At 41.3% G+C, this 13,639-nt stretch carries 12 protein-coding genes and 1 riboswitch; of the genes, 4 read left to right on the top strand and 8 right to left on the bottom strand.

From position 1 onward, the window contains the following. Positions 1-81 precede the first annotated feature (81 nt). From N4627_RS08455 to N4627_RS08430, 6 genes are all read right to left on the bottom strand, one after another. Positions 82-2,052 (bottom strand): cation:proton antiporter, encoded by a 1,971-nt coding sequence (locus N4627_RS08455; RefSeq protein WP_003716475.1) that lies wholly within the window; start codon positions 2,050-2,052, stop codon positions 82-84. 34 nt (positions 2,053-2,086) lie between these two features. Then, positions 2,087-2,428 carry a DUF4870 domain-containing protein gene (locus tag N4627_RS08450; RefSeq protein WP_040530691.1) on the bottom strand — a complete coding sequence of 114 codons (342 nt, stop codon included), beginning with the start codon at positions 2,426-2,428 and terminating at the stop codon, positions 2,087-2,089. A 41-nt stretch (positions 2,429-2,469) separates the two neighbouring features. Next, a complete protein-coding gene (locus N4627_RS08445) occupies positions 2,470-3,126 on the bottom strand; it encodes an energy-coupling factor transporter transmembrane component T family protein (RefSeq protein ID WP_260964716.1) in 657 nt (218 codons plus the stop codon). After that, complete coding sequence (locus tag N4627_RS08440; protein ID WP_260964714.1) at positions 3,110-4,510, bottom strand: ABC transporter ATP-binding protein; 1,401 nt, start codon at positions 4,508-4,510, stop codon at positions 3,110-3,112. Before N4627_RS08440 ends, N4627_RS08445 begins: the two co-directional genes overlap by 17 nt. A 5-nt stretch (positions 4,511-4,515) precedes the next feature. Then, a complete protein-coding gene (locus N4627_RS08435; RefSeq protein WP_003716479.1) occupies positions 4,516-5,073 on the bottom strand; it encodes an ECF transporter S component in 558 nt (185 codons plus the stop codon). A 62-nt stretch (positions 5,074-5,135) separates the two neighbouring features. Continuing rightward, positions 5,136-5,225: riboswitch (TPP riboswitch) on the bottom strand. Between the two features lie 49 nt (positions 5,226-5,274). Then, positions 5,275-6,231 carry a nucleoside hydrolase gene (locus N4627_RS08430; protein WP_098044512.1) on the bottom strand — a complete coding sequence of 319 codons (957 nt, stop codon included), beginning with the start codon at positions 6,229-6,231 and terminating at the stop codon, positions 5,275-5,277. A 121-nt stretch (positions 6,232-6,352) separates the two neighbouring features. On the opposite strand from N4627_RS08430, the gene N4627_RS08425 reads away from it, so the two are divergent. From N4627_RS08425 to N4627_RS08415, 3 genes are all read left to right on the top strand, one after another. After that, complete coding sequence (locus N4627_RS08425) at positions 6,353-7,348, top strand: NAD(P)/FAD-dependent oxidoreductase (RefSeq protein WP_260964710.1); 996 nt, start codon at positions 6,353-6,355, stop codon at positions 7,346-7,348. A gap of 445 nt (positions 7,349-7,793) precedes the next feature. Further along, positions 7,794-8,441, top strand: a complete 648-nt coding sequence (locus tag N4627_RS08420; RefSeq protein WP_003716482.1) for a L,D-transpeptidase — start codon at positions 7,794-7,796, stop codon at positions 8,439-8,441. Positions 8,442-8,464: 23 nt separating this feature from the next. Further along, positions 8,465-9,700: a D-alanyl-D-alanine carboxypeptidase family protein gene (locus tag N4627_RS08415; RefSeq protein WP_260964708.1), complete on the top strand. Its 1,236-nt coding sequence runs from the start codon at positions 8,465-8,467 to the stop codon at positions 9,698-9,700. 279 nt (positions 9,701-9,979) lie between these two features. Here the strand turns inward: N4627_RS08415 and N4627_RS08410 are convergent, their stop codons facing one another. After that, positions 9,980-12,112 (bottom strand): LTA synthase family protein, encoded by a 2,133-nt coding sequence (locus N4627_RS08410; RefSeq protein ID WP_056974635.1) that lies wholly within the window; start codon positions 12,110-12,112, stop codon positions 9,980-9,982. A gap of 127 nt (positions 12,113-12,239) precedes the next feature. Continuing rightward, on the bottom strand, positions 12,240-12,512 hold the full coding sequence (locus N4627_RS08405) for a hypothetical protein (RefSeq protein WP_003716486.1): 273 nt from the start codon (positions 12,510-12,512) through the stop codon (positions 12,240-12,242). Between the two features lie 158 nt (positions 12,513-12,670). On the opposite strand from N4627_RS08405, the gene N4627_RS08400 reads away from it, so the two are divergent. Next, on the top strand, positions 12,671-13,324 hold the full coding sequence (locus N4627_RS08400; protein WP_003716487.1) for a histidine phosphatase family protein: 654 nt from the start codon (positions 12,671-12,673) through the stop codon (positions 13,322-13,324). The last annotated feature ends 315 nt before the right edge of the window (positions 13,325-13,639 follow it).

Genomic DNA, 13,639 nt, shown 5'->3' with positions numbered 1-13,639 from the left:
CTGAAGAAGCTGGGAATCAAGCAGAGCCCTAGTGTCTAGTTACGAACGGACTCTTAAAAAGCTTGATTTCCAGCTTCATTTTTATTCCATTGACTGAACCATTACAAGTTCATCGGTTGAAATTTGTTCATTGAGCGCATTAGCAAGTGATTGAGAAAACTTGCCATCAGCAAGGCACTGCTGAACATATGAGTGCTCAAACTGAAATGCTTCAACAAAGAGAGCATTCATCCTGTCAGCGTCAACTTGTGAATCACGGTTAAAGAAGTGGGCTCGCTGAAGATAAGCACGGCGAATCATTGTAATTTCATTGACGTTCTTTGGCGTTTGAATTGTATCAAGGAATTTATTAACCTCTTGATTAAGAAGGTTAAAGACAGCCTTAAATGATAAGAATTGGTCGGGATGAAGCTGGTGTTGTTCAAGCTGACGACGGTGTTGGGCTTGAACTTTACCGTTACGGTGCCGGATAATTCGCCATTTGATTCGGTGAATAACAGTCGAGACAAAGGACATAAAAGTGTGGTTCCCGGTATTATAAATTGAACGGGCGACAATTCGTGAATACCATTCAGCTTGCTTTTCAGAGATCTTTTCCTCTTCAGCAAGTTGCTCAATAATTTCCAATTCTAGTTGGTGAGATTTCCGGGCAATTTTCTCAAAAACAACCGAATTAATCCGGTAATATTGGGTCATTTGACTGCTTAACTGATCCATGATGATCGCTTTTTCAGCCCGATCCTCGGTATTTGACTTTAGTTCATTGATTGCATATTGAACTGTTTTGACGAGGGCATCATGAAATTCCGTTGCACTGTAGTCATTAGCTTTTCGTGGAAGCATTATTGGAAAGGCAATTGCCCCGACGATAATACTAGTTAGGATTACCAATGCCGAGATGAGGATAATTGAATTCCGGAAGGCAAATTGATGACCGCTAACAATAATCGGCAGGGAGAAGGCTAAAGAAAGCGTGATGGTCCCGTGAACGCCTCCCAAAGCAAGTAACCAACTATCACGGTTAAGTTCTTCCTTTGGTGAATGCAGGTTAACTAATCGCCAGCGAGCCCAAGCATACCGAAGAATTAACATTATTAAGAAAAGCATTACCGAGAGACTAATTAGTTTTAAGAGGTTAGCTGGTGAAGTTCGTCCAATTACTTGGGGGATTAAGAGCCCTAAAAGAACAAAGACAATTCCATTGAGGGCGTCACTAATGATTGTCCAAATTGTCTTTGTTGCCATTTGAACTTTGGCGGAGGTTAGGCGTAACCGATCATAGAGGATACTATGAACAACCCCCGCGGAGACAACCGCTAAGATCCCGGAAAAATGGCATTCTTCAGCTAGCCAGTAAATAACAACCGGAGTCATAACGTTAATTGGGATCACAATTGAACCAATATCAACGTGTTGACTCATCAATTTCATTCGAAGAGTAATCAGAAGGTTGCCTAGGATTGCCCCGAAGATGATCCCACCGAAGAATACGTAAGAGAAATACCAAATTCCGTGGGCAAGTGAAAAGGTTCCAGAGGTAAAAGCGGCAAGTGCGAGGTCTAACAGTACGATTCCTGAAGCATCGTTAAAGAGGGATTCAACTTCCAAAGTCGTATTGACATTTTCAGGCATCATTACGTTAGTAGTTAACGATTTTACAGCAACGGCATCGGTTGGTGTAATAATTGCCGCTAGCATAAAGGCGAGGGGCAGAGTAAATAGCTTGGGAAAGGCTAAATGAAGGGTAGCACCGATAATAATTACCGCAACAAGCGCAAAACCGACACTTAGCGACAGGATATTTTTAACGTTTTTTGATAAAACCCTGAATGACTGATTTTGACCATCATTAAACATCAATGGGGCAATAACCGCCATCATGAATAATTCCGGATGCATTGTAAAATCAGTGGCAGTGGTTGGCAGGGATGCCATTAGAATCCCGGCCACAATCTGGTAGATTGATAACGGAATTTTCGGATAAATTAGGTGAATAATATTAGCGATAACGACGGCAGCCAGTAATAGAAAGATTGTAAAAATAATGTTCATTTACTTACTCAACTCCTTCTAAAAGACTGCTAAACTATTCACGACCCAGAAGAACCTTCACTGCCATTGCAATATTATAAATATAGAGGATTAACGCAATTAACAGGGCAAAAGTTAGTAGGATCCCGCTGAATGCGCCCAGATTAGCAATCATTGAATGCCAAGCTGCTACGCTAATAAATAGGAAGCAGAAGATAATGTATAGTAGTGGGAAAATTTGCGTCCAAAAGGCTAACTTAGCCTGGCGTTTAACCCAAGGATTATCGCTTCCGGCAACAATCCAGACAATTAGTGGAAAAATTACTGGAAGAAAAAGAATACTGAGGTACGAAAGGGCCCCAATGATTCGTTTGGATAAACTAATATCGTTATTCATAGTGAAAAAATCTCCAATCATTTTTCTTCATTATGCCTGATCTATTGCGGGAGTGCAATTAGCAGAACCTGGAGAATAATGATGCTAGTTATTAGGATTGCCCAATCAGACCAAGAAATAGGAATTCGGACAGCGAAAGTCCGTGGCTGCCCTTCACGAAAACCGTGAGTCTCCATTGCCTGAGCTAGTTGATCCGACCACCTAATGGCTGAAAGAATTGCTTTGAAGTAAAGAATTGGCGACCACCAATGAAGATTAATTCCGCGCATTCTTCCGGCAACCCTAATTGAAATAACGGTTCGTTTAATTCGTGGCAAAATATTTAACGCTGCTAAGGTACCATAGGCGAACTTACTGGGAAGATGACAGTTCTGTTCTAATGATCGCGCTAGGGTAAGTGTTGAGGTTGTGAAAGTCATTACTCCGCCAGCAAAAACATAAACGTAAAAGCGACTTACCATACTCCATCCAGTAAGCCAACTATGTCCTGGACCATATCCGCCAATAGTGATGAGAACCGCAAGCCCAGGGATTACGGGGATTAGCATTAGCCATATAAAGCGACGCCATGTTAGGTGGTGACAGAGGAGAACGACCAAAAGACAGACGATAAGGATTAGGTTTACATAGAGCTGATTTGTAAAGCTAATCTCGAGTGAAATAAGGAGAAGGAGGAGAAGTTTAATGCTGGGATTCATTTTGTGGCCCTCCTTGATATGAAAGCTGCTGATTAGTAAGACTAAGGTGATAATCAACCACGCTAGCTAAGTGATCTAATTGGTGACTCACAATTAGCAAGGTTTGTGGAAAGTGTTGCTTGCTCTGTTCAATAAGGGTCAGTAACTTCTGCAATGATTTATGGTCAAGGCCTGCAAATGGCTCGTCCATTAGCAAAATTTCCTGTCCCATTATTAGCATGACAAGGTTTTGAATAAGTTTTCGCTGGCCGCCACTCAGTGAATAAATAATTCTTTGACTAATATCAGGCAGACCGACCATTGCTAAAAGTTCCTTTGCTGTTTTGGAGGTTAAAAATGGGTTATGACCATTTTTGATGCTTAACATTAGTTCTTCACCGACAGTAACGTTTAGGAATTGTTGATTGGTTTCTTGGAAGATTAAACCGACTTTAGAATAATATTTCCCGGGGAATATTTTTTGAATGTTTTGATCCTTATACGTTATTTCTCCTTGGTAGGGAGTTAACTTAGCAATCGATTTAAGAAGAGTTGATTTTCCCGCACCGCTAGCACCAGTTAGTAAGGTAACTTTGTTTTGAATAATATTTAAGCTGGTGGGCTTAATAAGGGAAGTTTGATTACGACTTATAGCATAGTCTTTTAACTTCATAACGATATTAGCAGTTAGCGGGGGAATTTTGGTGATCAGCTTGCTACTATGCTGGTGGTTAGCATTTTCTAACAGTGTCAAGCTATTTTGCGGTGAAAGAAGTGTGGCTTTAGAGTCGTGGAACTGAACAACAAGCTGGCTAAAATTTTGGTAATTATGGAGATCGTGCTCGCTGATAATGATTGTTGTGCCATTTTCATTTTGAAGCTGGGTTAGTTTTTGAAGGAGAAACAGCCGGTTAGCTTCATCAATACTTGAAAAAGGTTCATCGAGTAAAATGATCTCTGCTTTCATTGCAATTGTAATTGCCAACGCAACCCGCTGTAATTGACCACCGGAAAGGGTAGTTAGTTTTTGCTGGGAAAGCTTTTCTAAACCAACAAAGGCCAGGGCATCCCTTGCCTGCTTGTTAATTTCTTCGTGAGGAATTTGAAGATTCTCTAGGGTAAATTCTAATTCATGTTGTGGGGTATCCATTGTGAATTGCATTGCTGGATCTTGAAAGAGCATCCCAATCCGTTGCCCATGGGGAATGATGACTTTCCCTAAACAGTTGCCACCGTATTTTGGAAGTAGGCCAGCGATCAACTTTAACAGGGTAGTTTTTCCACTGCCAACGGGTCCGCTGAAGATGATTGAAGTATGAAGTGGCAACTCAAGGGAGACGTCGTTAAGGATCGGCTGGTCACCTTTATATGAGAATGTCAGATGTTGAATAGCTATTGATTCCATTCATTCTACCTCGAAAGAACGTGACTTCTGTTTAACAGGTTAACGATGAGTTTAACGAGGACACCGGTGAAGAAAAACATTGATAGCCAGCGAACAATTAACATCACAATTAACATTGAAAATGGGAAATGGCTGTAACCATTCCGGAACCAATCCCAGGCAAATGTCAGAATCGTGGTAGTTGTTGCGGAGAGAAGTAATGTTACCCAATTGTATATTTTATAAAGCGTTAAGGTAAAACCAAGTTCGGTCCCGATTCCTTGAACCAGACCCGAGAGCAGGGTGGTTACGCCCCATTGATCACCGAGGAGCATTTCCACTACGGCACTGAGAAATTCACCGAGAAATGAGGCACCGGGAAGGCGGAGCATAAAACCAGCTAACGGGCCAGCCATACACCAAATCCCTAATGTAATATCGTTAGCCATTGGTCCATAGCCAAAGGGAGTCAAGGCAATTGTTAAACCGTTATAAAGCAGGCCAGTTGCTAAGTAGATTACTCCAAAAACGATTCCGATGATTGCTAAGAGAATAATATCTTTTAAGTGAAATTGATGAAACATAATGATTCCTTTCTTGGGGAAAGAAAAAGAACCGTGACAAAAAATGTCATGGTCCCTTAATTGGTTGATTAAAAACGCGCTTCCTTCGCTAGTATTATCTAGACAGGTTCAATGGGTCTAATCTCAGCCAAGTGGCACCCCAGACAAATGATTTTCTTTTGTTACTATCATACAACAAAAACAGATTCTTCGACAGTTAATTTAGTGATTGGCTAAAAGATTAGTCAGGTGGTTCATAAAGACGGGAACGAATCGTTCTTGGTTAACGTTAATTGCAACCTTAACATTTGGATGGGGTTCATTTAACCGCATCTTATCACCGATTGTCCGGGCATAATTATGTTCGCTAGTAATAACTTTCATTGGCAGAGCAAGGGTGGTTACAAATGATGGGTCAATTGCCACGCCGACTGCCAGCGGATCATGAATTGCACAGCCATGCTTATCGATCCCTAACCGATAGTAGGCATCAATGTAGAAATCAGTGAGTTCAGCATAGGCAATTCCAGCCGGTGTTCCCAAATTACGCCACTGCTGAGTTTCTTTTTTTGTGAGGAGTGTCCGCAAAGTAACGTCAAGGCCAACCATTGTGATTGGTAATTGACTGGTAAAGACCTCGTTAGCAGCTTCAGCGTCTTGATTAATATTGGCCTCAGCAACTTCACTAACATTTCCTTCGACTGTCAACGCCCCGCCCATTAGAGTAACATTACCGATTAAGCGACTGATCTGCGGATCCCGATGTAGTGCAGCAGCAAGGTTTGTCAATGGACCAGTCGGAACGACAATGAGGTCTTTACTGTACTGATGAGCCGCTTCAATGATAAAATCAACACCGTCTTTAGTTTGAACTTGGTGACGCGGTTCAGGAAGTGAAATATCACCGATTCCGTTATTTCCGTGAATCTCCTTGCTGACCTGCATGACTGTAAAATGATCAGTAGTGCTTGAGTGGCTAAGTCCCTTGAAAACGGGGATGTCTTGGCCGAGTAATTCAAGCAGCTGTAATGAGTTCTTAGCGGTTTGATCTAATAAGTTATTACCGTAAGAAGCAACAACTCCGATTAAGTCAATGTTGGGGTCAGCAATTGCATACGCAAGAGCTAACGCATCATCGACCCCTGTATCTAGATCCAGGATCATTTTTTTAGTGGCCATGATATTTTCCTCCAGTTAGCTAGTTTATGTTAATGATAGCTAAATGATGCTGGCCCCGCAATTTTAATTTCAGCAAAAATCAATTACAATAAGAAAAAAGAATAGAGAGGAGCCATGGCGAATGGCAAAAATGTATGACATTACAATTATTGGTGGCGGACCTGCAGGAATGTTTGCAGCCTTTTATTGTGGACTCCATGAATTAAACGCCCAATTGATCGAAAGCTTGCCCCAACTTGGCGGCCAAGTTAATGCTCTTTATCCGGAAAAACAAATCTGGGACGTTGCAGGACTTCCAGGAGTAACGGGACACGAATTAGTAAGTCAGCTGCAAAAGCAACTTGCGGTAGCTCCGGTTGACCAGTTTACAAATGAGACCGTTGAGGATGTTGTAAAGGAAGCAGACGGGACATTTACAGTTAAGAGTGCTGGCCGAGTTTCTCATTCCCGGGCAATTGTGATTGCCTTAGGAAATGGCGCATTTAAGCCCCGAAAATTGGCTCTTGATGGAGTAGATGAGGTTGAGGGCAACCAGCTTCACTACTTTGTTACTCACCGTGATGACTTTGCTGACAAACGAGTAGCGGTTTTGGGTGGCGGTAATTCAGCCATTGATATTGCATTAATGCTTGAGCCCATAGCTAAGCAGGTCTCGCTAGTTCACCGTCGAGATCAGTTCCGCGGGATGGAACATTCTGTTTCACTTTTAAAGCAATCAAGCGTGAACTTGGTTACACCGTTCTTACCAAAGGAACTTCAGGTGGAAGACGATCAATCCGTCACGTTGAAGTTAAAGAAGATGCGTAGTGATGAAATGACAAACTTGAACGTTGATCGGATTGTGGTTAACTATGGTTTTACGTCAAATAATGCGGCACTTGATCAATGGTCGCTTAATTTAGCTGCTGAGCGAAACCTGATTAAGGTTGATTCAACGATGCAAACAAATATTGAAAATGTTTATGCAATTGGGGATGGGATTACCTATCCTGGAAAGACAGCGTTAATTGCGACTGCTTTTGGTGAAGCTCCGACCGCAATCACGGCCCTTGCTAAGAAACTTTACCCGACTAAACGGCTAGCAACTCACAGTTCATCAATGAAGATTAGAAAGTAACTACTAATTTTAAGAACATTAAAATAGATCAAGAAATAATTTAAAAAGGTAACAGATGTTGAGAATAATCCAAAATTTAAAGAAAATCCCCCATGTGATGATTGCTAATTGAAAATGGCAAAGATCATAGATGATTATGAGAGAAATAAAGAGGATGTTTCCTCGCAGAATATCTTTTGACCATTTATGGGTGAGAATATATGTCCAAAGATTGTTAAAAAGGTTACTGATACTTTGCATAGAGCTGATCTCCAATTACATTAAGTTAGCACAAATCACCGCAACAATAAAAAAGAAAATTGCGGTAAGGTAGCTGATCTTCAAATTTTGACGCATTCTGTTACCTCTTATTATTCATTTAAAATACGATTGATTATCTAATAGTCTATAATATAATAGAAATGATTTTATTGGTAGTTGAATTAAAAGGGGTAAGGTAAAATTAATGAAAAGAAGTAGATACGTTATTTATGCGTTATTCTGCCTAATAATTGCTATTTTTGGTGTTCATTCAAGCTTAAAGACTAGTGCGAACGATCAGGGGAGCACGGCGGCCACTACTGTTACAAAAACAGTCGCTCAAAAGCAATCATCATCTAGTTCTAGCAGCCAGATGCGGACACCAATTGATTGGCGAAAGTCTTCTGAAACAAAGGCATACCCTGATCTGAGTAAGGTTAAGCACTTGTGGATCAAGGTCAATTTAAAGACTAACCGCACCTATTTATATGATGGTAATCATGTGATCTACACAATGTATTCAACCGGTGGGATTTATAAGAAAGATCCTAAAACAGGTAAAATGAAGAGTATGACACCAACGGGTACTTTTTATGTTCAACAGGAACGGGGAAATAGTTTTTACAATGCGCGATTAAAAGAAGGAGCTAATTACTATACTTCCTGGTTAAATCATGGAGAATACTTGTTCCACAGTGTTCCAACCAATGCGGACGGATCATACAATAAAAAAGAAGCTGCTAAATTAGGAAAATCCACGGGCTCGCATGGCTGTATTCGGTTATCAGTGGCAGATGCAAAGTGGATGGAAGAGAATTTGCCGGTGGGCACAAAAGTTGAAATAGTTGGTTAAATGCAGCTAATTGGAGAATAAAAATGAAAAAGGTTATCGCTTTTCTTTCGACATTGTTACTGATGATTTGTTGTGTGGTTGCAAGACCGCAAACAGCATCCGCTGCCCAAATGATCGATAGTCGATCGGCAATTATGATCGATGCTGATACGGGACAGATTATTTATCAGCAAAATAGTGAGGAAAAGCTACCGATTGCTTCAATTAGTAAGCTGTTAACGGTAAGCGTGATTGAAGATGAAATTAATCATCACCAGCTTTCATGGAATACCAAAGTAAAGATCAGTAAAAAGATCGCTGAGGTTTCTAATGATTCAAACTATTCTGCAATTGGGTTACAAGCTGGACAATCATACACGGTGCGAGAGCTTTTCAATGCAACTTTGATTAAATCTGCTGATGGGGCGGCCTTAGCATTAGCAACTGCCGATGGGAGCACCATCAAACAGTTTAACGAGAAAATGCAAAAGAAGGCTCGACAGATAGGAATTACCGATGCCACGATTGTTAATCCGGTTGGGTTGAAGAATGGTGACCTGAAAGGACTGAAGCAAGCGGGAATCAGTAACAATGCTGAAAACTCGATGACTGCACGTGACGTTGCTTTGATGTCACGGTACTTGGTTAAACATTACCCAAGTGTTCTAAAAGTTACAAGTCAGCCCAAAGCTCAATTTACGATTGCCAAGGGGAAGACAAAGGAAGTTGAAAATCTTAATAAAACGCTTTCAGGTGGCAAATATACCGTTGACGGTGTGCAGATTGATGGTTTGAAGACTGGAACTTCTGATGCTGCCGGAGCTTGCTTCGCTAGTACGGGGATTTACCAGGGTCATCGACTGATCACTGTTGTGTTTCATGCTACCGGTAAGGATAAGGATGCTCGGTTTACGCAAACGCAGAAGTTGTACCAGTACTTTATTCAAAATGCCCACCAACAAGTGCTAACACTGAATAAAAAGCAGTCGCAAAAGCGGGTTTCTAATGGTGCTAAACGGATGCTAACTGTTGGACCTCATTCGATTACAGTATGGCAGATGCAAAAGACTGCTCAGTACACTATTCAGCCTCGTTATTACAAGCACTTAACTAACCATAAAGCAAGGTTGAACGCACCAGTTAAGAAGGGTGAACGACTCGGAACCATCGCAGTTACCGGCTCTGACATCAGAACCGTCGATAATAAGCCGCTCACTATCCCACTACAAAGTACCGAAACAATCAACCGCGGAAACCTTTGGCAGAGAATTTGGAATTAAATAGAGTGTGAGTCGTTTTGGCTATGATACAGTAAATGCTTAACTACATAACAAAGCAAAAAATACCGAACTACAATTAAAATTGCAGTTCGGTGTTTTTGGAATTTTGTGGCAGAGGAGAAACGTACTCGACTTGCTAGAGATAATGTTCTACTTTAACTGAGTCGAAATGCGTTCGTCGTGACCGCAACTTCCGCCTAGTTATCCCGGACTTGATTGTAAACAATCATCGTCCGGGATTTTCTAGTGCTCAGTTGCTAATTCGTCACGACTCACACTCTACTTGTTATTCCCATCCGGGTTAGTAATTTTGATTCGGTTAGAATCGGTTGAGGAGTGATTTTGTTCAGGAGCGTCGGTTGAGTAATCATCAACGGTTGAACGATCACCGTTCTTTGAGAAGATGCTGGTTGACTTATCTCCTAATTCCTTTTCGATTTGTTTCTCACGCTTCAAACCATTGGAATAATTGTAGTCCGCAGGGTTAACTTTCTTGAAGCCCTTTGGATGGTAGAAACGAAGAAGGTTCTTTTCGTTTAAGGAATCGGAAAGTGATAATTCGGTATTAACAAGTTTATGATTCTTCTTTAGCTGTTTCTTTTGCTTTGCAGTTAATTTAGCAATTTTACCAGTCTTATTATCGTAAATTGTTCCGCTAATGCTGGAGAAACGTGGGGTCACAAAATCATGATTACGGAAGGCAACGACCTGACTGTGCTGACTAGAGAAGAGGTCGGTACCAAACTGGATATACCGCTTGGTGCTAATTCCAAGAAGGTGAAGCAGGGTCGGTAGAACATCAACTTCGCCACCATATTGGTGATAAATTCCTCCGTGGCCGCCAGAACCAGGAATGACAAACATTAATGGTACTCGTTGAAGTTGAGTATTATCAAAGTCTGTCCAGTCATCTGGGTTACGATCAAGGGCAGTTGCTAAAGCCTTGTTTTCAGAATTTGAAATTCCGTAATGGTCACCATAAATCATGATCACTGAGTTTTTATCTAACCCGGTCTTTTGCAGGTAAGCAAAGAATTCAGCGAGTGATTGATCAAGGTAATGAGCTGTCACAAAGTAATTGTCAACGGTAGTGTTCCCGGTATTGGTAGTTTGGAAATTAGGATCCTTATCTTCGTCATCCAAGCTGTACGGGAAGTGGTTAGTAACGGTAATAAACTTGGTATAGAACGGCTGCTGTAAGTTCTGTAAGTAGTTAACTGAGTTCTTAAAAAGCAGCTTATCCTTAAGGCCATACCCCGTTGCCTTATCACCAGAGGTATCATAGTAGCTTGCGTCGAAGAAGTATTGATACCCCAAGTTCTTGTAAACATTATTCCGGTTCCAGAAGCTGGCAACGTTACCATGAAAGACGGCACTAGTATAACCAGCTCGTTGATTTAGAATTGCTGGAGCACCCTGGAAGGTATTATCACTACCAAGAGTGGCAAAAAGCGACCCTTGAGGAAGCCCAAACGTACTTGTTTCAAGCATGTTTTCAGCGTCACTGGTCTTCCCTTGACCAACTTGGTGGAAGAAGTTATCAAATGCATAAGTATCACTACCATGATATAGGGAGTTTAAGAATGGGGTAACTTCTTGGCCATTGACCTTCTTATCAATTAAGAATTGTTGGAAGCTTTCAAGGTGGATAACAATCACGTTGCGTCCCTTAGCGATCCCGTACAGTTTGGGATTGGGGGATGCATAGTGCTTGTCGGTAAATTTTTTAACTTTTAATAGCTCTGACTTGGTGGCACTTTGGCGCATCTTGTTAATATGTTGCGATTTCACAACATCATACCCGGTAAATGCATCAATGCCGAGATATTTAACAATATAAGTTCGGTCAAACGTCCGGGTAAGTAATTGTGGCCGGCTCATTTCAGCCAATGAAAGATTAATACCGAAAAGTGTCAATGCCATTGAAGTAAATGCAAAGGCTAATTTACTGCTAATAGCACGGGGATCAAAGTGAATCTTGTGCAGCAGCATTAAAATGATAATAATGACAATGTCAAGCCAATAAAAAAGGTCGTGAACGTTGGTGAGGGCTAGTGAACTGCCGCTTAACCCTTGATTAACTTTTGAGTAACCAGTCATAGTCGCAATGGTCATAAAGTCAGTAAATTCACGATAATAGATGACGTTTAGGTACAGTAAAAGCGTGTTGGCAATATCTAATCCCATTAAAACCGGGTAGAAGAAGCGGGACCGCTTAAAGTAAAAGGCAATACTGTAAATTAATGCGGTAATTGGTAACGGATTAATTAGCAGAATAAGGTATTGAAAGATGCCTTCTGCTCCTAATTTAAAGTCAGTAAAGTAAGCAAATAATGTCTTTAACCAAAAAAGGACCACTAGAAGGGTGAAGAACCCGATCCTAGTGTCCACGAATTTGCTTAGTTTTTTCATTAGGAATGTTCCTCGCAATCGAGATTTAATAGTTATTTAATGCTAGCAAAACTAGCAAATCAATAGCCATTCTATCACAGATTAATTGAGAAACATTTATCTAAGAAAGATTGTTGTCAAAATTTAATTATTTGTTTACCTTAACCGGGACTGGTTCAGGTTCCACTAACCAGTCATGACTGAATAACTTGCGTAACTTTTTGTTAACGGGGATCCAGATCCCGGCGTGAAGAATATCTTTTAACGATTCAAGCATCGTTTTATCCTGCCGGTACTCCTTGGTTAATGGAATTACCAATAAGTGGCCTTCTTCTGTCACTACGGTAACTTTTTTAGCACTCATGGCAATAATTTTAGCCGCGACAATGTTAGGTTGAGAAGTAGTTTCTTTTAATGTCATTAATAATCCCTTCCTTCATCTTGGCTTTAAGGATAATGGGAAAGTATGAAGAAGCTGTGAAAACGAGGATAAGCAATTTCAAAGAATTGGTTCCTCTTCTAAATCACTAATGGAAGCGCTATAATTAAGAAGATCACAGAAGAACGGAGGATGGTTCAATGACAAAATTAAACATCTACTTAGTACGACATGGTCAAACGTACTACAACATTTATAACAAGCTTCAAGGATGGAGTAACTCTCCGCTGACGGAAAAGGGCAAGCAAGATGCTAAAAATGCTGGTGAACGGCTGAAAAATGTTCATTTTGATGCGGCCTTTTGTAGTGATACAACCCGGGCAATGGAAACCATTCAAAAGATTCTTGATTTGAATCAGGCAGACTCCGTACGTGAACCAGTTGCTGCCCCATATTTCCGTGAAGAGTTTTACGGCTCTTATGAGGGAACCAATATGGATTGGGCTTGGTATAACGCTGGTGCCCCACATGGCTACAATACGTTCAAGGAAATTGTTCTCGCAAGTTCCATTGGTCAAGCAAAGGATTGGCTGAAAGAGGCTGATCCATTCCATGATGCGGAAAATAATCAGGAATACTGGGAACGGATGAACAAGGGACTTGAATTAATTCGGCACGCTGACCTTCCTGAAGATGCCAACGTTCTGTGGGTAAGCCATGGGAATACTCTCTTAAGTCTTGTTGAAAAATTTGGTGGCGGCAAATATGATGTCACCGTCCGGCCAAAAAATGGTAGCCTCACCACCGCCACCCTCACCGACCACGATTTCAAGATTGAGGAGTATGACAAGTAGAGTGCCTTCGCCCCAAAGAGTTTCCGGAAAGCTAGCGATTTCTCCCGCCTGGATGCTGAAAGCATCTGGGAGGGAGTTTGTTGTCTATAGGGGCTTCCCGGCGAACACGGTTTGACTTTGTTGCAGTAGAACGTCAGCTAGGCGGAAGTTGCGGTCACGGCGAACAGATCTCGGCTCTGTTGCCCAGAATTGTTAGCTCTAGCAACCTCTGCCAAGCACATTTAGCCCCTTAAACTTTGCAAAAAAACTGAGAGACCAGCAACCTAACTGATCTCCCAGCTTTTTGGACTAAAACGCAAACCTTGCAAAGCATTC

It is taken from the genome of Limosilactobacillus vaginalis, assembly GCF_025311515.1.
Lineage (GTDB): Bacteria > Bacillota > Bacilli > Lactobacillales > Lactobacillaceae > Limosilactobacillus > Limosilactobacillus vaginalis.
Note: the sequence above shows the minus strand (reverse complement) of the source record. Positions and strands in the feature narration are given on the sequence as shown.

Bases quoted from the DNA above. Each gene is read 5' to 3' on its own strand.
- N4627_RS08455 (WP_003716475.1), bottom strand. From the start codon at position 2,052: ATGAACATTATTTTTACAATCTTTCTATTACTGGCTGCCGTCGTTATC.
- N4627_RS08450 (WP_040530691.1), bottom strand. From the start codon at position 2,428: ATGAATAACGATATTAGTTTATCCAAACGAATCATTGGGGCCCTTTCG.
- N4627_RS08445 (WP_260964716.1), bottom strand. From the start codon at position 3,126: ATGAATCCCAGCATTAAACTTCTCCTCCTTCTCCTTATTTCACTCGAG.
- N4627_RS08440 (WP_260964714.1), bottom strand. From the start codon at position 4,510: ATGGAATCAATAGCTATTCAACATCTGACATTCTCATATAAAGGTGAC.
- N4627_RS08435 (WP_003716479.1), bottom strand. From the start codon at position 5,073: ATGTTTCATCAATTTCACTTAAAAGATATTATTCTCTTAGCAATCATC.
- N4627_RS08430 (WP_098044512.1), bottom strand. From the start codon at position 6,231: ATGGCCACTAAAAAAATGATCCTGGATCTAGATACAGGGGTCGATGAT.
- N4627_RS08425 (WP_260964710.1), top strand. From the start codon at position 6,353: ATGGCAAAAATGTATGACATTACAATTATTGGTGGCGGACCTGCAGGA.
- N4627_RS08420 (WP_003716482.1), top strand. From the start codon at position 7,794: ATGAAAAGAAGTAGATACGTTATTTATGCGTTATTCTGCCTAATAATT.
- N4627_RS08415 (WP_260964708.1), top strand. From the start codon at position 8,465: ATGAAAAAGGTTATCGCTTTTCTTTCGACATTGTTACTGATGATTTGT.
- N4627_RS08410 (WP_056974635.1), bottom strand. From the start codon at position 12,112: ATGAAAAAACTAAGCAAATTCGTGGACACTAGGATCGGGTTCTTCACC.
- N4627_RS08405 (WP_003716486.1), bottom strand. From the start codon at position 12,512: ATGACATTAAAAGAAACTACTTCTCAACCTAACATTGTCGCGGCTAAA.
- N4627_RS08400 (WP_003716487.1), top strand. From the start codon at position 12,671: ATGACAAAATTAAACATCTACTTAGTACGACATGGTCAAACGTACTAC.